The 17,286-nt window shown below is 72.5% G+C and carries 17 protein-coding genes; 11 read left to right on the top strand and 6 right to left on the bottom strand.

Features of this window, described 5'->3' with window-relative positions; all coding sequences use genetic code 11:
* Window positions 1-51 precede the first annotated feature (51 nt).
* Window positions 52-2,295, top strand: coding sequence for an ATP-binding domain-containing protein (locus ABRP24_RS13400; RefSeq protein WP_231495616.1), 2,244 nt, complete (start codon window positions 52-54; stop codon window positions 2,293-2,295).
* A gap of 150 nt (window positions 2,296-2,445) precedes the next feature.
* On the opposite strand, the gene ABRP24_RS13395 is transcribed toward ABRP24_RS13400, so the two are convergent.
* Genes ABRP24_RS13395 through ABRP24_RS13385 form a run of 3 tightly spaced genes read right to left on the bottom strand, consistent with a single transcriptional unit; the run spans window position 2,446 to window position 4,929 of the window.
* On the bottom strand, window positions 2,446-2,715 hold the full coding sequence (locus ABRP24_RS13395; protein ID WP_071245009.1) for a protealysin inhibitor emfourin: 270 nt from the start codon (window positions 2,713-2,715) through the stop codon (window positions 2,446-2,448).
* 29 nt (window positions 2,716-2,744) lie between these two features.
* A complete protein-coding gene (locus tag ABRP24_RS13390) occupies window positions 2,745-3,794 on the bottom strand; it encodes a M4 family metallopeptidase (RefSeq protein ID WP_349847848.1) in 1,050 nt (349 codons plus the stop codon).
* A 58-nt stretch (window positions 3,795-3,852) separates the two neighbouring features.
* The gene (locus tag ABRP24_RS13385) at window positions 3,853-4,929 is read right to left on the bottom strand and encodes a glycoside hydrolase family 6 protein (RefSeq protein ID WP_349847847.1); all 1,077 of its coding nucleotides are present in this window, start codon (window positions 4,927-4,929) and stop codon (window positions 3,853-3,855) included.
* Between the two features lie 181 nt (window positions 4,930-5,110).
* Here ABRP24_RS13385 and ABRP24_RS13380 point away from each other — a divergent pair, with 181 nt between their 5' ends.
* The 8 genes from ABRP24_RS13380 to ABRP24_RS13345 all read left to right on the top strand — a co-directional run bounded on the left by ABRP24_RS13380 (window position 5,111) and on the right by ABRP24_RS13345 (window position 10,351).
* A complete protein-coding gene (locus ABRP24_RS13380; protein ID WP_214558621.1) occupies window positions 5,111-5,560 on the top strand; it encodes a VanZ family protein in 450 nt (149 codons plus the stop codon).
* Window positions 5,561-5,660: 100 nt separating this feature from the next.
* Entirely contained in the window at window positions 5,661-5,930 is a 270-nt protein-coding gene (gene rpsO / locus ABRP24_RS13375; RefSeq protein ID WP_017885935.1) for a 30S ribosomal protein S15, read from the top strand.
* 243 nt (window positions 5,931-6,173) lie between these two features.
* The gene (locus tag ABRP24_RS13370) at window positions 6,174-6,791 is read left to right on the top strand and encodes a CE1759 family FMN reductase (protein ID WP_138802868.1); all 618 of its coding nucleotides are present in this window, start codon (window positions 6,174-6,176) and stop codon (window positions 6,789-6,791) included.
* A 135-nt stretch (window positions 6,792-6,926) separates the two neighbouring features.
* Entirely contained in the window at window positions 6,927-7,253 is a 327-nt protein-coding gene (locus ABRP24_RS13365; protein WP_349847846.1) for a hypothetical protein, read from the top strand.
* A complete protein-coding gene (locus ABRP24_RS13360) occupies window positions 7,250-8,179 on the top strand; it encodes an FAD:protein FMN transferase (protein WP_349847845.1) in 930 nt (309 codons plus the stop codon). The genes ABRP24_RS13365 and ABRP24_RS13360 overlap by 4 nt, the downstream gene beginning before the upstream one ends.
* Window positions 8,179-8,736, top strand: a complete 558-nt coding sequence (locus ABRP24_RS13355; protein WP_214520816.1) for a ferric reductase-like transmembrane domain-containing protein — start codon at window positions 8,179-8,181, stop codon at window positions 8,734-8,736. The genes ABRP24_RS13360 and ABRP24_RS13355 overlap by 1 nt, the downstream gene beginning before the upstream one ends.
* Window positions 8,733-10,040 (top strand): NADH-ubiquinone oxidoreductase-F iron-sulfur binding region domain-containing protein, encoded by a 1,308-nt coding sequence (locus tag ABRP24_RS13350; RefSeq protein ID WP_349847844.1) that lies wholly within the window; start codon window positions 8,733-8,735, stop codon window positions 10,038-10,040. Before ABRP24_RS13355 ends, ABRP24_RS13350 begins: the two co-directional genes overlap by 4 nt.
* Window positions 10,037-10,351 carry a ferredoxin gene (locus tag ABRP24_RS13345; RefSeq protein ID WP_301624950.1) on the top strand — a complete coding sequence of 105 codons (315 nt, stop codon included), beginning with the start codon at window positions 10,037-10,039 and terminating at the stop codon, window positions 10,349-10,351. The genes ABRP24_RS13350 and ABRP24_RS13345 overlap by 4 nt, the downstream gene beginning before the upstream one ends.
* A 34-nt stretch (window positions 10,352-10,385) precedes the next feature.
* On the opposite strand, the gene ABRP24_RS13340 is transcribed toward ABRP24_RS13345, so the two are convergent.
* Entirely contained in the window at window positions 10,386-11,603 is a 1,218-nt protein-coding gene (locus ABRP24_RS13340) for a hypothetical protein (RefSeq protein WP_349847843.1), read from the bottom strand.
* Between the two features lie 281 nt (window positions 11,604-11,884).
* Here ABRP24_RS13340 and ABRP24_RS13335 point away from each other — a divergent pair, with 281 nt between their 5' ends.
* Window positions 11,885-14,164 (top strand): polyribonucleotide nucleotidyltransferase, encoded by a 2,280-nt coding sequence (locus ABRP24_RS13335; protein WP_017885932.1) that lies wholly within the window; start codon window positions 11,885-11,887, stop codon window positions 14,162-14,164.
* A 183-nt stretch (window positions 14,165-14,347) separates the two neighbouring features.
* Here the strand turns inward: ABRP24_RS13335 and ABRP24_RS13330 are convergent, their stop codons facing one another.
* Together ABRP24_RS13330 and ABRP24_RS13325 are read right to left on the bottom strand one after the other, a co-directional pair.
* Window positions 14,348-14,875: a YbhB/YbcL family Raf kinase inhibitor-like protein gene (locus tag ABRP24_RS13330; RefSeq protein WP_111033188.1), complete on the bottom strand. Its 528-nt coding sequence runs from the start codon at window positions 14,873-14,875 to the stop codon at window positions 14,348-14,350.
* 170 nt (window positions 14,876-15,045) lie between these two features.
* On the bottom strand, window positions 15,046-15,693 hold the full coding sequence (locus ABRP24_RS13325) for a TetR/AcrR family transcriptional regulator (RefSeq protein ID WP_071245004.1): 648 nt from the start codon (window positions 15,691-15,693) through the stop codon (window positions 15,046-15,048).
* A 251-nt stretch (window positions 15,694-15,944) separates the two neighbouring features.
* Between ABRP24_RS13325 and ABRP24_RS13320 the strand changes: the two genes are divergently transcribed.
* Window positions 15,945-17,279 (top strand): pitrilysin family protein, encoded by a 1,335-nt coding sequence (locus ABRP24_RS13320; protein WP_035807683.1) that lies wholly within the window; start codon window positions 15,945-15,947, stop codon window positions 17,277-17,279.
* Window positions 17,280-17,286: the final 7 nt, after the last annotated feature.

Below are 17,286 nucleotides of genomic sequence, written 5' to 3'. Positions count from 1 at the left end.
GGGCTCCCGGTGGGCAGTACACTGGTTCCCCCTCTTCCCGAAGGGTTGCGTGTGTCCGAACCGACCGAGATCGACCGTGAACGCGGCTACGTCGACGGCCTCTTCCGTCGTCTCGACGAGCTGACCGCCGAGGCCGAGCAGCGCCTCGCCGAGACCCGCCGACAGGCGGTCGGCGGGAACCACCAGAGCCGCAGCGAGCGCGATGCGTACGCCCGGCTCTACGAGGACACCGTCGCGACGCTCGAGCGGGTGGGGGACCGTCTGGTCTTCGGCCGGCTCGAGGTCGCCGAGCCCGACAACCCCGACGACACCTTCCGGTACATCGGCCGTGTGGGGCTGCGCGACGCCGAGCACCGGCCGCTGCTGCTCGACTGGCGCGTCCCCGGTGCGAGCGCCTTCTACCAGGCCACCGCAGCGCACCCGATGGGCATGCGGTCCCGTCGGCACCTGTCCCTGCAGGGTCGTCGCGTGGTCGGCGTCGAGGACGAGGTGTTCGACGCCTCGCTCTACGACGACGAGCGCACCCACCTGCAGGGCGAGGGGGCGCTGCTCGCCGCGGTGACCGCCGAGCGCACCGGCCGGATGACCGACATCGTCGCGACGATCCAGGGCGAGCAGGACCGCATCATCCGCTCCCCGCTCGAGGGCGTGCTCATCGTGCAGGGCGGCCCCGGCACCGGCAAGACCGCCGTGGCGCTGCACCGGGCCGCCTACCTGCTCTACTCGTACCGCGAGCGGCTGCGGGGCTCCGGCGTGCTCATGGTCGGTCCGTCCCCGGCGTTCCTGACGTACATCGAGCAGGTGCTCCCGTCGCTCGGCGAGACCGGTGTCGTGATGGCGTCGCTCGGGTCGCTCTACCCGGGCGTGCACGCGACGACGCACGACTCCCGCGACGTCGCCGCCGTGAAGGGCGCAGCGCAGATGGCGTCACTCCTTCGGCGGGCCGTGCGCTCGCGCCAGGTCGTGCCGACCGAGTCGGTCACGCTCGACGTCGAGGGCGAGCGGCTCGTCGTCCCGCCGCAGCTCGTCGCCGACGCCATGAAGCGTGCGCAGGACCGCGGCAAGCCGCACAACGCCGCCCGTGTCACGTTCAACAAGACCGCCCTCGACGCGATGACCCGCCTGCTCGCCGAGCAGCTGCGGGAGCGCGGCACCACGGTGGACGAGGCCGACGAGAAGGTCCTGCGCGAGGACATCCGGAGTTCGTACGACGCCCGCGTGCTGCTCAACACCGCGTGGCTGCCGCTGCCGCCGGAGAAGTTCCTCGAGGACCTCTACGCCCGGCCGAACTGGCTCGCCTCGCTCACCCCGGACTGGACCCCGGAGCGCCGAGCCCTGCTGCAGCGCGCCCGAGGCGCAGCCTGGACCGTCGAGGACGTCCCCCTGCTCGACGAGGCCGCCGAACTGCTCGGCCCGTTCGACCCGACCGGCGGCGCCGCCAAGCGCGCGGCGAAGGCCAGCCGGAACCGCGACATCGAGAACGCCCGCCAGGCCATCGAGAACATGGGCGTCGAGGGCATCGTCAGCGCCGAGCAGGTCGCCGGCTCGTTCGCCGAGGGCGGCGACCCCCGCTCCACCGCCGAGCGCGCCGCCGACGACCGCGAGTGGACCTACGGGCACATCGTCGTCGACGAGGCGCAGGAGCTCTCGCCGATGCAGTGGCGCGTGCTCGCCCGCCGCAACCCGCTGCGCTCGTTCACGATCGTCGGCGACATGGCGCAGGGTTCCTCGCCGGGTGCCGCACGCACCTGGGACGACGTCATCGGGGCGCTCGCGCGTCGCCGACGCGGCCGTGCGCCGCAGGTGCCGCTCGACCACCGCATCGAGCAGCTCACGGTGAACTACCGCACCCCGCGCTCCATCGTCGAGGCCGCCGGGGCCTTCGCGGACAGCGCCGGCCTCACCGTCACGCGCAACGAGGCCGTGCGCGACGGCGACCCGGTCGAGCGTGTCCGCGTCGCCCGGGCCGACCTGCTCGACACCGTCGTGGCGGTCGCCGACGCCGAGCGTGCCCGGATCGGCTCCGGCACCATCGGCGTCATCGTCCCCGAGTCCCAGGTCGACACGATCCGGCAGCGGCTCGCCCGCACCGAGGCGGACGTCCGGGGACTCGCCTCGCCGAACGCCGGCTCGCTCACGGTGCTGACGGGTGCGGACGCCAAGGGCCTGGAGTTCGACGGCGTGCTGCTCGTCGACCCGGACGGCGTGGGCGCCGACGCCGCCCGTGCCGCCGCCGCGGTGTACGTCGCGATGACGCGTCCGACCCGTCGCCTGACGGTCATCGACGTCGACTGACGGTGGTGCGCGCGTCCCCGCGCGCTTCGTGAGCAGGAACGGTCGGCTCCGTCGGTCCCACGCGACCGTTCCTGCGCACGATCGGTGGGCGGTGGCGTCACCGCGGGGCGGACGGGAGGCCCGGTGCGGGCCCGCCACGGGCCTCCCGGCTCAGGTCGGGTCGCCCTCGGAGCGCACACGCGCGACCAGGTCGGCCCACGGACCGTCGAGGCGGCGACCCGGGATCGTCACGGTGGTGCGCTCGACGGTGATCGTCCAGCTGAAGTCGTCGGGGACGGGCGCTGCCGTCGGCGCCGGGGTGCGCTGCAGCGCATCGACGACCTCGGACCACGCCGTGGGGTCGCTGCTCGTGTCGGTGTCGACCCGCCAGCGCCGTGTGGTGCCGGCGAAGCCCCCGGTGCGGCGGACCTCGATGCGCATGCCCTCGACGCTACGCCCGGGTGGCGCGGTCAGTCGAGCACGCCCACGCGCTGCCAGGCCTGACGCACCGCGGTCTGCTCGGCGGAGCCGTCCCCGAACCGCCGCCCGGCGACGTCGACGGTGACGGTGGCGAAGCCCGCGAAGTCGATCGAGGCGGTCACCTCGGGCGACGTCAGGGCGTCCCACCAGACGGCACCGGCGCCCAGCCACGCGGGGCCGCCGATCGCCGTGGCCGCCAGGAAGAACGCGTGGTTCGGGATGCCGGAGTTCGTGTGGACCCCGCCGGCGTCGTCCGTGGTGTCGACGAACCCGGCCATGGTCGCCGGTTGCGGGTCCTTCCCGAGCACCGGGTCGTCGTACGCGGTGCCGGGTGCTCGCATCGACCGGAGCGCGTCGCCCTGCACGGCGTCGGTGAACAGCCCCTCGCCGATGAGCCAACTCGCCTGCTCCGCCGTCTGCCCCGCCGCGTACTGGGCGACCAGGGAGCCGAAGACGTCGCTGATCGACTCGTTGAGGGCGCCCGACTGGCCCTGGTAGGTCAGGTCGGCGGTGTACTGCGTGACGCCGTGCGCGAGCTCGTGGCCGATGACGTCGAGCGCGACGGTGAAGCGGCGGAACACCTCGTCGTCGCCGTCGCCGAACACCATCCGGTTGCCGTCCCAGTAGGCGTTGTCGTAGTCCTGGCCGTAGTGCACGGTCGCGTCGAGGGGGAGCCCCGCGCCGTCGATCGACACCCGGTCGAACACCTCGAGCCAGAAGGCGTGCGTGGCGCCGAGGCCCGCGTACGCCTCGTCGACCGCGGCGTCACCGGAGTCGGCGTCGCCCTCGCGCCGGACGATGGTGCCGGGCAGCGTCGTGGTGCCGTGCGCGTCGGTGATCGTCCGCTGCGGGGAGCGGTCGACGGCGCCGCTGACGCCGCGCGGCGCGACCAGGTGCTCGTGCTTCGGCGCCTGCACGGCGTCGAGCGAGGCCAGTGCGGTGCGTGCCGCCGAGGCTGCCCGCGGGAACGCATCGGCATCGGCGACGGCGCGGAGCAGGTAGGGCGGGACGACGGAGCGGAGGCGGTCGTTCGCGGTCATGCGCACATGCAACCACCGGGCACCGACACGGCCCTGCGCGGGCTGTCTCGTGGCGTGGTCAGTCGCGCTTGCGGTGCTCGACGAGGGCCAGCGCGTACGACTCCCACCACTGGCCGGCCGCGGGGCCGCCGTTGCAGGTGCCGTCGCTGAGCCCCGGCGTCTTCACCCAGAGCAGGGCGTCGAGCCGGGTGCTGCCACCGGTGACGTGCGGCTCCTGGCCGAGGCCGGCGCCCTCGGGGTTGCACCAGGTTCCCCGCCACCCCTGCCCGTTCCGGGAGACGTCGATGACGAAGTGCGGGTCACCGCCGATCGCGTCGGCGAGCTCGTCGGCGTACGCGCGCTCCTGGTCGACGCGGTAGAAGTTGGACACGTTCGTGAAGAACCCCTGCACCTCGTCGACGCCGGCCTGCCGCAGCCAGTCGGCCATGGTGGCGGTCGGCACACGGTTCTCGTTGCCGCCGTCCAGGTACACGGTGAGCCCGTGGCCGGTCAGCGCGTCGACGGCCTTCCGCAGCAGGGGCAGGCGTTCGTCGCGCAGTCGCTCGCAGTTCTGGATCTGGGCGATCGAGTCGGGTTCGACGAGCACGACGGCGTGCGAACCCGCCATTGCACGGACGGCCGACCGGACCCAGGGCAGGTAGGCGTCGTCCGCGGTGCCGCCCTTCGAGTAGCTGCCGCAGTCGCGGTCCGGAATGTTGTAGAGGACGAACACGGGGGTGCCGCCACGGTGCTTCGCTGTGCTGACCACCGACCGGATCGTCGAGCGGGTCTCGGCCTGCGAAGTGTTCGTCAGCCAGGTCGCGATCGGCTGGTCGGCGATCACGGCGATCTGCTCGGCGGTCGCGGCGTCGCCGGCGGCCCGTGCCTGTCGCTCGCGGATGCTGGCCTGGTTCACGGCGGTCGGCTGGCGCGCGAGTCCGCCCGGGAACGCCTCGGCGGCGGACTTCCGCTCGGCGACGGTGCGCCCGCTCGGGGTGCCGTCGCCGTCCGGCTGGCCGCCGTTCCACGGGCCGACGACCACGAGCGTCGTGACGACCGCGGCCACGACGACGGCGGCGACGGCGATCCACCCCCACTGCCGCGGGCCGCCGGTGCGGCTGCGGCGTGGGGTGCTGGGTGCCTCGTGCTCCGGCATGCTGCGGTGCTCCTGATCTGCCCGTGCGGTGTCGGTGGTGTGGGCACCGATCGCGCCCCGACCCATGCTGGCAGGTGCGGGGGAGTCCTGACCAGCGCCGAGCCCGATCCCCCAGGAGTCGTACCGCCGCCTGACAGGAGCGCTCCAGCGACCGGCCAGGACCGTGCCGCACACTGTCCGGATGTTCCGTCGACTCCTCCTCCTCGCCCTGACCGCGGGCTACGCCTGGGTGATCTGGCGGATGACGCTGACCCCGCAGGTCTTCACCTCGGCCCAGAACTCGCTCGTGCTGCACGCGATCGCCTGGGTGCAGCAGCTGCCGCACGGTGCGTGGTTCACGTACGAGCGCACCGAGTTCCTCGCCAACATCGCCATGTTCGTGCCGGTGGGGGTCCTCGCGGCGCTGTGGCTGCCCCGGCGCTGGTGGATCCTCGGTGCGCTCGTCGCGGTCGCGCTGTCCACGGGCATCGAGTTCGCGCAGGCCACCTACCTGCCGTACCGCGTCGCGGACCCGCGCGACGTGCTGTCGAACGGCCTCGGCGGACTGCTCGGCGCGACGCTGGTCGGACTCGTCCGCAGTCTGCTGCCGGATCGTCGCCGCCGACGCCGTCTGCACCCAAGGACCGCCTAGGACTCTGGTAGTCTTGTGCGGTTGCCGTCGAACGGCCGCGGACAAAGAGCGCTCGTGCATCAGGCACGGGCACCGCGCAACGGACAGGAAGGGGATCACCATGGCACTTGACGCACAGGTCAAGCAGGAGATCATCGAAGAGTACGCGACCCACCCGGGCGACACCGGATCCCCCGAGGTCCAGGTCGCCGTTCTGACGCGTCGTATCAACGACCTGAACGAGCACCTCAAGGAGCACAAGCACGACCACCACTCGCGTCGTGGCCTGCTCCTCATGGTCGGTCAGCGTCGCCGTCTCCTCGGCTACCTCTCCGACGTCGACATCGCCCGCTACCGCACGCTCATCGAGCGTCTCGGCCTGCGTCGCTAGTCGACCGACACACGCTTGACCGAACGCCCCGGACCTCTTCGTGAGGACCGGGGCGTTCTTCGTTCCCGGGGCGGTCACGATTCGTCGGTTACCGGGGTCCCGGTCGACACTTCGTGACCGCTCCGCAGTCAGCACGCTGGGAGTCGTGACCGATCGGCACGCTGCTCGACGGCGGGAATGGTCGTGACGGTGACTCGGTTGGATGCTATGTTCATGCAAACGCATCGAAAGTCGGGAAGCATCATGACCACCATCGCCGTCGTCTCCGCCGGACTCTCCGAGCCCAGCTCCACCCGCCTGCTCGCCGACCGTCTGGGCGAGGCCGCCGTGGCGTCGCTCGTCGCCGAGGGCACCCCGGCACACGTCGTGCACGTCGAACTCCGGCCGCTCGCGCACGAGATCACCGACGCGATGCTCACCGGCTTCGCGGCCCCGGCGCTCTCCGCAGCGATGGCCGCCGTGGTCGAGGCCGACGCCGTCGTGTTCGTCACGCCGATCTTCACCGCGGGCGTCAGCGGACTCGCGAAGTCGTTCCTGGACGTGCTCGACAAGGACTCCATGGCCGACATGCCCGTCCTGCTCGGGGCCACCGGCGGGACCTCGCGGCACTCCCTCGCGATCGACCACGCCCTGCGGCCCGTCTTCGCGTACCTGCGCGCGGCGATCGTGCCCACCGGGGTCTTCGCCGCGACCGACGACTGGGGGACCGACGGTGATGCGGCCGCCCTGGACGGTCGCATCCGCCGGGCCGGAGCCGACCTGGCCTGGGCGGTCCGGGCCTCCAGGCGGGCGCCGCAGGAAGCCGACGCGCTCCCCGCGACCCCCGACTTCGCGAGCCTGCTCGGCGGCCTCGGCCACTGACCGACGGTCCCGCTGCCGTCGCCGGGAGCACGTGCTCTTAGACGGACCACAGGGTTCGTACGGTCGGTGCGCGGCGGGTGCGCGGCTGGCTCATCGGTGCCCTCGGGAACCTCGTCATGACGACGAGGAGCACCGATGGACACCAGAGGCAGCGGCAGGCGATCCGCACGGATCACGAGTGCGCTCGTCAGCGTGGGCGGGCTCGTGGTGGCGATGGTCACCGGTGCGGGGCTCTGGCTCGGGCACGAGCAGGCGAGCACGAGCAGCGACACGAGCACGAGCAGCAGTGCCGACACGAGCGACTCGTCGACCCCGCCGACCGACGCCGCGACCGACTCGACGAGCGGCTCCGACTCGTCGAGCGACTCCGGCACGACCGAATCCGGCGCGAGCGACTCGGACACCGGGGTCTCGCAGGGCACCACGGGCGGGACCTCCGACACCACGACGACGGGGTCGTGACCGTGCGCGCCGTCACCGAGTGGGACCTCTGGACCACCACCGCCCGGGTCGTCCTCGACCACCGGGACCGTCGGCACCTCGCTGCCGCCGAGTCCTGCGTCCGGCAGGTCACATCCGCCGTCGACGCCGCGTGCAGCCGCTTCCGCGACGACTCCGAACTCACCGCACGCGCCGACGACCTGGTGCGTGGCACCGAGGTGTCGCCGCTCCTCGCCGCACTGGTGCACCAGGCCCTCGACGCAGCCCGGCTCTCCGACGGTGACGTCGACCCCACCCTCGGGCGCCGGATGGTGTCCCTCGGGTACGACGCCGCCTTCGCCGACGCCCGGCCGGTCCCGTCACCCGAGGCCGTGTCGCGTGCATTCGACGACCGTCCGGCGTGGCAGCGCATCCTGCTGTCGGGCACGTTCCTGCGCATCCCCGAGGGCGTCACCCTCGACCTCGGTGTCACGGCGAAGGCCGCTGCCGCCGACATGGCCGCGGCGAGCATCACCGCACGGCTCGGCATCGGTGCGCTGGTGTCCCTCGGCGGTGACGTCGCGACCGCCGGCCCGGATCCGTCCGGCGGCTGGCAGGTGCGGGTGGAGGACCTCGAGGGTGACCCGGTCGACCACGTCCGGATCGCCTCGGGGTGGTCCGTGGCCACCTCGAGCACGCAGAAGCGCCGCTGGGAGCAGGACGGCGCCGCCCGGCACCACATCCTCGACCCGCGGTGGGGTCTGCCCGCCGAGCCGGTCTGGCGCACGGTGACCGTCGTCGCCCCGTCGTGCACCACCGCCAACACGATGACGACCGCCGCCGTGGTGCGTGGTCGCACCGCCGCCGAGTGGCTCCGGCAGTGCGGACGCGCCGCCCGGCTCGTCGCCGCCGACGGCACGGTCGTGCGGCTCGGCGGCTGGCCCGACGACCGATCGGCGGTCGCCTGATGGACACCGCGCTCTGGGTGATCGGCCGGGGGACCGGGGTCACCGCCGTCCTGCTCCTCACCCTCACGGTGCTCCTCGGCATCGTCACCAGGGGCGGACGACCGCTGCCCGGACTGCCCCGGTTCGCCGTGCAGCTCGTGCACCGGGACGTCGCCCTCGCCGCCACCGTGTTCGTTGCGGTGCACGTGGGTTCGTTGCTGCTCGACACCGAGGCCGAGCTGCGCCTCCTCGACACGGTCGTGCCGTTCGTTGGCGCCTACCGGTGGTTCTGGCTGGGGCTCGGCACCCTGGCCGTCGACCTGCTCGTCGTGCTCGTCGTCACCGCACTGCTCCGCCGCGCGATCGGCCCGCGGGTCTTCCGCGCCGTGCACTGGGCGGCCTACGCCATGTGGCCGATCGCCCTGGCCCACGCGGTCGGCACGGGGACCGACGGCACCTCCGTGTGGTTCCTCGTACTCGCCGGCGTCTGCACCGCGGTGGTCGTCGCCGCCGTCGTCTGGCGCTGCACCGCCCGTGTCACCGAGTTCCGTTCCGCGAAGCTGGAGGTCGTCCGATGACCCTGACCCACCCCCGCACCGTCGTCCCGCCCACCGGCACCCGACGGCTCCTGGCCGCACCCGGTCCGACGCGCATCGACCACGAGGACACCCTCGGCCCGCTCCCGCAGCTCGGCCCGTGGGTGATCGACGAACTCGGCCGCGCCGGCGTCGACGGCCGCGGCGGAGCCGGGTTCCCGCTCGCCCGGAAGCTCGCCGCAGTGACCGCCCGCGGCCGCCGTCGGGGTCGGGGTGCGCCCCTCGTGGTCGCGAACGCCGCCGAGGGCGAACCTGCCAGCCGCAAGGACGCCGTCCTGCTCGAGCGCGCACCGCACCTGGTGCTCGACGGCCTCGTCGTCGCGGCCGCCGCGATCGGTGCCTCCGAGGCAGTGCTCGCCACGAGCGACCGACTCACCGGTCCGGTCCGCCGGGCCCTCGCGGAACGCGCCGACCGTGGTGCCGACCGCGGCGGCGACCCCGTGCCGATCAGCCTGCGGGTCCTGCCCCACGCCTCCTTCGTCTCCGGGGAGGCCAGCGCCCTCGCCTCGGCCGTCGCCGGTGGCCGGGGTGTGCCCGAGGACCGCGTGGTGCGGCTCGCCGAACGCGGGCCGAGCGGGCGACCGACCCTGGTGTCGAACGTCGAGACCCTCGCCCAGGCAGCACTCGTCGTGCGCTTCGGGGCGGCGTGGGCGCGGGGCGTCGGCAGCCCGAGTGCCCCCGGCACCCGGCTCGTCACGGTGAGCGACGTGACGGACCCGACCACCGCGGTGGTGCTGGAGACCGCCGGGGGTGCGCCGCTCGGGGAACTGCTGCGGGCCTCCCGGCTGCCCGTGACCGATCCGGCGCACACGCGCGCCGTACTGGTCGGCGGATGGGGCGGGACGTGGCTGCCGGCCGCGGCCCTCGACGCGTCCTTCGACCCCGAGGGACTGGCTCGGTGGGGTGCCGCGCCCGGGGCCGGGGTGCTCGCCGTGCTCGACGACCGGACCTGCCCGATCGCGGTGACGGCCCGGCTGGCGACGGCGCTCGCCGGAGCGTCGGCCGGACGGTGCGGACCCTGCGTGAACGGGCTGCCGCGGATCGCCGACGTCGTCGGGGACCTGGCGTCGGGGCGAGCCGGCGTCGGGAGCGTCGCCTCGGGGCGATCCGCCCGTGACCTGGCCGGCGAGGTGCGTCGGGTCGCCGCGCTGGTGGACGGTCGCGGGGCGTGTCACCACCCGGACGGGGTGGCGCGGATGGTGCGGAGCGCGCTCGACGTGTTCAACGACGACGTGCAGGCGCACCTCGGTGGCCGGTGCCTGCTGGAGCGCGGGGGTGCGCGGTGAGCGCGGGCGTCGGCATGGCTGCGGGTGCGGGTGCGGGCGACGTCGCGCTGCACGTCGACTGGACGCGCTGCCGGGGCCGGGGGTTGTGCACGGAACTGTTCTCCGAGCAGCTCGAGCGCGACGAGTGGGGCTACCCGATCGCCCGGGCCGGCGACCCCGGCGACCCCGGTTCCCGGGCCGGCGACCCGGGCGACCCCGGCACCCCCGGTGCCGGCACCCGCGACGTCCCGGTCCGTCCGCACGAGCGGGCCGCTGCGGCCGACGCCGTCGCGATGTGCCCCCTGCAGGCGCTCCGACTGGTGGAGCGGTGAGCAGCCGGAGACCAGCGCCCGGCCGGCCCAGCGCTCAGTACCAGTGCGGGTTGACGCTCATCTCGTGACCCCACGCCCCGCAGGGTGAGCCGTAGGCGCTCTTGATGTACGCGAGTCCCCAGTCGATCTGCGTGTTCGCGTTGGTGCGCCAGTCGGCTCCGGCGACCGCCATCTTCTCGGCCGGGAGCGACTGCGGGATGCCGTAGGCGCCGCTCGAGGAGTTCAGGGCGTTCGCCCGCCACCCGGACTCCTGAGTCCAGAGCGACACCAGGCACGGGAACTGGTCGGAGCCCCACCCGTACGACCCGAGCGCGCTCCGTGCGTAGGCCTGTGCGGCCGCGGGGTCCACGGCGACGCCCCCGGTGCTCGGGTAGGACGAGCCGGTGCCGCCGCTGGTCGCGCCGCCGCTGGAAGCGCTGCTGCTGGCGTTCGCGGCGTTCGCGTTCGCCGCCGCCTCGGCCGCCGCCGCTGCGGCCCGCTTGCGCTGCTGCTCCGCCTTCTGCGCGGCGACCCGCTGGCCGAGCTCGTACCCGGCCTCCTGCTTCGCGGTGCTGTCCTTGAGTGACGCGAGTTGCGCGTACAGCTCGTCGCTGTGCTGCTCCGTCGACTCGACGGCGGCGTCCGCCGCCTGTTCCGCCGACTTCGCCGCGGCCGAGCGTTCCTCGGCCGCCTGCGCGCGCGTCGCGCGTTCCGTCTCGGCCCGCTCGGCCTGCTCGTGCAGCGAGGACGCCGTGCCGGCCGCGACGGACGCCTCGTCCATCACGCCGGACCAGGTCTCCGACAGCTGGTCGAGTGCGCCGAGCTGGTAGAGCAGCTGGTCCGGGTTCTTCGCGGTCGCGATGCGGGTGGTCATCTGGTTCGTGCTGCCGTCGCGGTACAGGTTCGCGGCCAGTTGGCCGGCCCGCTGCTGGGCCCGGTCCGCCGTCTCGCTCGCGTGCTGCGCCTGGGCCTGGAGGCTCGTGGCGGCCTGGGTGGCCGACGCCAACTCCGACTCGGCCGCGTCCGCCTTCGACGAGGCCACCAGGGCGGCCTGTGACTTCGCGGCTGCTTCGTCCTGCGCCGACTGGAGTGCGGCCTGCACCTTCTGCACCTCGGCGCGCTTCGCGGTCTCGTTGCCCTTGGCGCGTTGGACGTCCTGCCACGTGGGGTACTCGGTGGCGTTCGCGGGGGCAGCGGTCAGGGCCGGGGCGACGAGCACGCCGACGACCACGGCGGCCGCGACGAGCACGCCCCGCGAGGGGGTGAAGCGCATGTCGGCAGGCTACCGATGTTCACCAGGAGTCCAGCGAGCCGCGCCGCCGACAGCCTGAGGACTGGTAAAGTCCTTCGTGTCCGAGGACTCATTCCCCGGACGTCACACACAACACTGCGCAGGCCGGGCACGGAGCTGGTCATCGGTGGTGGCTCGCGGGCCGGAACGGTTTCCCGAGTGCTTCTACTGCTGGCCAGACATGCGTCCGGAACGATCGGCGCGCACGCACCATCGAGTGCCGTCGCCATGGCCTGCCGGAAACACATCAAGGAGGCGCCCTTTTGGAGGGTCCCGAGATCAAGTTCGCCGAAGCCGTCATCGACAACGGCAAGTACGGCAAGCGCACCGTCCGGTTCGAGACCGGTCGGCTCGCACAGCAGGCCCAGGGCGCGGTCGCCGCGTACCTGGACGAGGAAACGATGCTCCTCTCGGCCACCAGCGCCGGCAAGCACCCGCGTGAGGGCTTCGACTTCTTCCCGCTGACCGTCGACGTCGAGGAACGCTCCTACGCCGCCGGCAAGATCCCCGGTTCGTTCTTCCGTCGTGAAGGCCGTCCGTCGACCGAGGCCATCCTCGTCTGCCGTCTCATCGACCGGCCGCTGCGTCCGTCGTTCGTCGACGGCCTCCGCAACGAGGTGCAGATCGTCATCACGGTCCTGAGCATCGCTCCGGACGAGTTCTACGACGCGCTGGCGATCAACGCCGCGTCCGCGTCGACGCAGATCTCCGGTCTGCCGTTCTCCGGCCCGATCGCCGGTGTGCGCCTCGCGCTCATCGGTGACCAGTGGGTCGCGTTCCCGAAGGCCTCGCAGCTCGCCGACGCCGTGTTCGACCTGACCGTCGCCGGTCGTGTCGTCACGGACGAGGCCGGCAACGAGGACGTCGCGATCATGATGGTCGAGGCCGAAGCCACCGAGCACGCCTGGGACCTCATCCAGGGCGGGGCCACCAAGCCCGACGAGGCCATCGTCGCCCAGGGTCTCGAGGCGGCGAAGCCGTTCCTCAAGTCGCTCGTCGACGCGCAGGCCAAGCTCGCCGCGCAGTCGGCCAAGGAGATCCAGGACTTCCCGGTCTTCCCGCCCTACGCGCCCGAGGTCTACTCGGCTGTCGAGGCACTCGCGCTCTCCGAGCTCGGCGACGTCTACAAGATCGCTGCCAAGACCGAGCGTCAGGACGCCGACGACGCGCTCAAGTCGCGCGTCAAGGCCGCCATCGCGGAGCAGGTCACCGCGGGCTCGCTGCCCGAGGTCGCCAACTCGCAGGTCAGCGCCGCCTACAAGTCGGTCACGAAGAAGGTCGTCCGCGGCCGCATCCTGACCGAGCAGATCCGCATGGACGGCCGCGGCCTCGCCGACATCCGTCCGCTCGACGCCGAGGTCGCCGTGATCCCGCGCGTCCACGGTTCGGCGATCTTCCAGCGCGGCGAGACGCAGATCCTCGGCGTCACCACGCTGAACATGCTCAAGATGGAGCAGCAGATCGACTCGCTGTCGCCCGTCACGAAGAAGCGCTACCTGCACCACTACAACTTCCCGCCCTACTCGACCGGTGAGACCGGCCGTGTGGGTTCGCCGAAGCGTCGCGAGATCGGGCACGGCTTCCTCGCCGAGCGCGCCCTCGTGCCGGTGCTGCCGTCGCGCGACGAGTTCCCGTACGCCATCCGTCAGGTCTCCGAGGCGCTCAGCTCCAACGGCTCGACCTCGATGGGTTCCGTCTGCGCCTCGACCCTCTCGCTGCTCAACGCCGGTGTGCCCCTCAAGGCCCCGGTCGCCGGCATCGCGATGGGCTTGGTCTCCGACACCGTCGACGGCCAGACCCGCTACGCGGCCCTGACCGACATCCTCGGCGCGGAAGACGCCCTCGGCGACATGGACTTCAAGGTCGCCGGTACCTCGGAGTTCGTCACCGCGATCCAGCTCGACACCAAGCTCGACGGCATCCCGTCGACGGTGCTCGACGCGGCGCTCAAGCAGGCCAAGGAGGCCCGCTCGGCCATCCTCGGTGTGCTGAACGAGGCCATCGACGCCCCCGACGAGATGGCGGACACCGCTCCTCGCGTCATCTCGGTGCAGATCCCCGTCGACAAGATCGGCGAGCTGATCGGCCCGAAGGGCAAGACGATCAACGGCATCCAGGACACCACCGGGGCCGACATCTCGATCGAGGACAACGGCACCGTCTACATCGGCGCCGTCGACGGTCCGTCGGCCGAGGCCGCTCGTGCCCAGGTCAACGCGATCGCCAACCCGACCAACCCGGAGATCGGGGACCAGTTCCTCGGCACCGTCGTGAAGATCGCCACCTTCGGCGCCTTCGTGTCGCTGCTCCCGGGCCGTGACGGTCTGCTCCACGTCTCCGAGGTGCGCAAGCTCGCCGGTGGCAAGCGTGTCGAGAACGTCGAGGACGTCCTGGGCGTCGGCCAGAAGGTCCTGGTCGAGGTCACCAAGGTGGACGACCGCGGCAAGCTGTCGCTCGCGCCGGTCGTGGCCGACGAGACCGAGGGTGACTCCACCTCGGCCGAGACGGTCCGCGCCCACGCCGAGGACCCGGCCGAGGGCTGATCCTCTTCCGCGTCGTGACGCACGAACGGCCGCCGTCCCTTCCGGGGCGGCGGCCGTTCGCCGTTGCGGGGCGTGTGTGTGTGTTGGCCGCGCATGCTTTCGCGGTCAGCGACACCTCACGGGCACGGCGCCGCGTGAACTGTCGCTGTGCGCGAAAGATCGCCGCGCCGTGCCGCGTGCCGGTCAGGCCGCGGGGGTCTCCTGCGTGCCCATGAGCTGCGCGCGCCCGAGCAGGTGCCCACGGAGCATGAAGCCCACGACCGCGGGGGTCGCGTCGGCGGGGACCTCGAGCACGGGGACGTCGAGGGCGCTCAGCGTGAAGAAGTAGCGGTGCACACCGTGCCCCGCGGGCGGAGCCGCCCCGAGGAACGTGTCCGTGCCGAACTCGTTGCGGCGACGGAGCGCCTCGGCGGGCAGCAGGGCGTCATCGGTACCGGCGCCGGCGGGGAGCGAGGTCGCCGAGCCCGGGATGTCGGTCAGGCTCCAGTGCCAGAAGCCGGAGCCGGTCGGGGCATCGGGGTCGTAGACGGTCAGGACGAAGCTCTTCGTGCCCTCGGGTGCGTCCGACCACTCGAGTGCGGGGGAGCGGTCCTCACCGCCGACGTCGGAGCCGCGTGCCGAGGTGGGCAGCTCGCCTCCGTCGGTGAAGTCGGGGCTCGTCAGGGTGAAGGACGGGACGTCGGGCAGGTTCCAGTTGGGGTCGTTGGCCATGCCCCAAGCCAACACCCGCCGGCTCGGGCTGCGCTCGGTGCGCGCGCGGGGCTGTGGGAGTTCGCACGCGACGGCCTGGAGGCACGGTGCGGGCCCGCCACGGGCCTCCCGTCCGATGGCGGTCGCCTCGACCGCCCCGCCGGAGCGACAGCGTCGGCGACAGCCGGGCGTCAGCCCGCGAGCACCCGGTCGACCACGCGGTTGAGCGCAGCGGTGGCGGCGATCGCGTCACCGGCGTACGCGCCGGCCATCGCACCGTCGCGCGCGAGCATGAGCTCGTCGGCACCGTCTCCGGGAAGGGGATGTCCGGCCTCCTGCAGCAGGGTCGCCAGTCGTTCGGTGTACCAGTCGCGGTGCACGGCGACGACCTGGCGGACCGGGTCGCGCGGGTCGTGGTACTCGGCGGCGGCGTGCAGGAACGCACAGCCGCGGAACGCCGGGTCGTTGACGTCGTCGGCCAGTGCGGCGACCCACGCACGGACGGCCCGGTCGGGGGAGCCGGCGTCGGCGATCAGCTGCTCCATCCGCTCCTGCACGCGCTCGTGCTGGGTGCGGATGTAGGCGAGGATCAGGTTGTCCTTCGACCCGTAGTGCTTGTAGAACGTCGCCTTCGTGACGCTCGCCTCGGAGATGAGGCGGTCGACGCCGACGCCGTGGATGCCCTCTTCGTAGAAGAGTCGCGTGGCGGTCTCGAGGACACGGACCTTCGCGCCGCCGGAGCGGGGAGTCGGGGGGACGCTCGACCCGTCCGGCGACGCGAGGTTCGTGCTCGGGCCGGGGAGACGCTGGACGGCCGGTTGGGGGGAATCGACCGTCACAGCGTGTACTCCTCGGACTCATCGGCTCCGCGACCGGAGTGGGGGGACTCGTTGGTCGCGCAGGACTGATGTCCCGAGCCGCCGGATCGGAACTTAGGGGGGCTTTCGATCCGGCGTGGCCAACAGTAGCACAAGGAGGACAGACAGACGAGTCGGTCTGTCCACATTTTCTGTACCCCACTTCGAGTGGCACGCGACCGAGACCGGGAAACTGGGCAGGAGGCATCGACGGATCAGTAGGCTCGTCTGCGATGAACCAGCCAGTGCCACTGCCGCTCGGGGCCCCGGACACGTCGTTCCTGACGTCCGGCGGGGCCTTCGTCCGTCGCACCGTGCTGCCCTCGGGTGTCCGTGTGCTGACCGAGGCGGTGCCGGGTGCCGCGTCGACGAGCATCGGGTTCTGGGTCGGCGTCGGTTCGCGTGACGAGCGCGACGGGCAGTTCGGGTCGACCCACTTCCTCGAACACCTGCTCTTCAAGGGCACCGAGACCCGATCGGCGCTCGACATCGCCATCGCGTTCGACTCGGTCGGCGGTGAGCACAACGCTGCGACCGCCAAGGAGTACACCTGCTACTACGCACGGGTCCGGGACACCGACGTCCCGATGGCCGTGAACGTCATCGGTGACATGGTCACCGGCTCGGTGCTCGAACCAGACGCCTTCGCCGTCGAGCGCGGGGTCATCCTCGAGGAACTCGCGATGGCCGCCGACGACCCGGCCGACGTCGCGGGCGAGGCGTTCTTCGCCGCGGCCTTCGGTGGACACCCCCTCGGCCGTCCCATCGGCGGGACCCCGGACAGCATCCGTGCAGTCCAGCGCGACGAGGTGCTGGCTCACTACCGCGAGCACTACGCACCGAACGGCATCGTCGTGACCGCTGCCGGTGCCGTCGACCACGACCGGTTCTGCGAACTCGTCGCCGGTGTCTTCCACGACGCCCCCGACGCCGCGCCGCTGCCGCGCCGCACGCCCGAGACCGTGGCCGACCCGGTCGAGGCGAAGCTGTCCGTGGTGCACCGCCCGACCGAGCAGGTCAGCATGCTCCGCGGCTCGCAGGGCCTCGACCTGCGCGACGACCGCCGTCCCTCGCTCAGCGTCCTGAACGCCGTGCTCGGTGGCGGCATGAGCTCGCGCCTGTTCCAGGAAGTGCGCGAGCGCCGCGGTCTGGCCTACGCGGTGTCGTCGTTCGCCCCCGCGTACCTGGACAACGGCGCCTTCGGTGTCTACGCCGGGTGCGCGCCGGACAACGTCGCCGGAGTCATCGACATCGTCGACGCCGAGTTCCGCCGGATGGTCGACCACGGCATCACCGACGACGAGCTGCGACGCGCCAAGGGCCAGATCGAGGGCGCGCTGACGCTCTCACTCGAGGACTCCGACGCCCGCATGACCCGGCTCGGCCGTTCCGAGCTCGGCACCGGCGAGTACACCGACCTGTCGACGGCGCTCGAGCGTGTCGACGGTGTCACGACCGACGGCGTGCTCGAACTCGCGCGCGACCTGCTGACCCGGCCGACGATCACCTCGGTCGTCGGTGCCGTGCAGCAGGACGAACTCGCCGCGGCCATCGGGATCGGCAGCTGAGCACGGA

The sequence above is a fragment of the Curtobacterium sp. WHRI 8282 genome (genome assembly GCF_040223925.2).
In the GTDB taxonomy this organism is placed as follows: Bacteria; Actinomycetota; Actinomycetes; order Actinomycetales; family Microbacteriaceae; genus Curtobacterium; species Curtobacterium flaccumfaciens.
This window is presented reverse-complemented; position numbering and strand designations above follow the sequence as displayed.

Bases quoted from the DNA above. Each gene is read 5' to 3' on its own strand.
- ABRP24_RS13395 (WP_071245009.1), bottom strand. From the start codon at position 2,715: ATGCGCATCGAGGTCCGCCGCACCGGGGGCTTCGCCGGCACCACACGG.
- ABRP24_RS13390 (WP_349847848.1), bottom strand. From the start codon at position 3,794: ATGACCGCGAACGACCGCCTCCGCTCCGTCGTCCCGCCCTACCTGCTC.
- ABRP24_RS13385 (WP_349847847.1), bottom strand. From the start codon at position 4,929: ATGCCGGAGCACGAGGCACCCAGCACCCCACGCCGCAGCCGCACCGGC.
- ABRP24_RS13380 (WP_214558621.1), top strand. From the start codon at position 5,111: ATGTTCCGTCGACTCCTCCTCCTCGCCCTGACCGCGGGCTACGCCTGG.
- rpsO (WP_017885935.1), top strand. From the start codon at position 5,661: ATGGCACTTGACGCACAGGTCAAGCAGGAGATCATCGAAGAGTACGCG.
- ABRP24_RS13370 (WP_138802868.1), top strand. From the start codon at position 6,174: ATGACCACCATCGCCGTCGTCTCCGCCGGACTCTCCGAGCCCAGCTCC.
- ABRP24_RS13365 (WP_349847846.1), top strand. From the start codon at position 6,927: ATGGACACCAGAGGCAGCGGCAGGCGATCCGCACGGATCACGAGTGCG.
- ABRP24_RS13355 (WP_214520816.1), top strand. From the start codon at position 8,179: ATGGACACCGCGCTCTGGGTGATCGGCCGGGGGACCGGGGTCACCGCC.
- ABRP24_RS13350 (WP_349847844.1), top strand. From the start codon at position 8,733: ATGACCCTGACCCACCCCCGCACCGTCGTCCCGCCCACCGGCACCCGA.
- ABRP24_RS13340 (WP_349847843.1), bottom strand. From the start codon at position 11,603: ATGCGCTTCACCCCCTCGCGGGGCGTGCTCGTCGCGGCCGCCGTGGTC.
- ABRP24_RS13330 (WP_111033188.1), bottom strand. From the start codon at position 14,875: ATGGCCAACGACCCCAACTGGAACCTGCCCGACGTCCCGTCCTTCACC.
- ABRP24_RS13320 (WP_035807683.1), top strand. From the start codon at position 15,945: ATGAACCAGCCAGTGCCACTGCCGCTCGGGGCCCCGGACACGTCGTTC.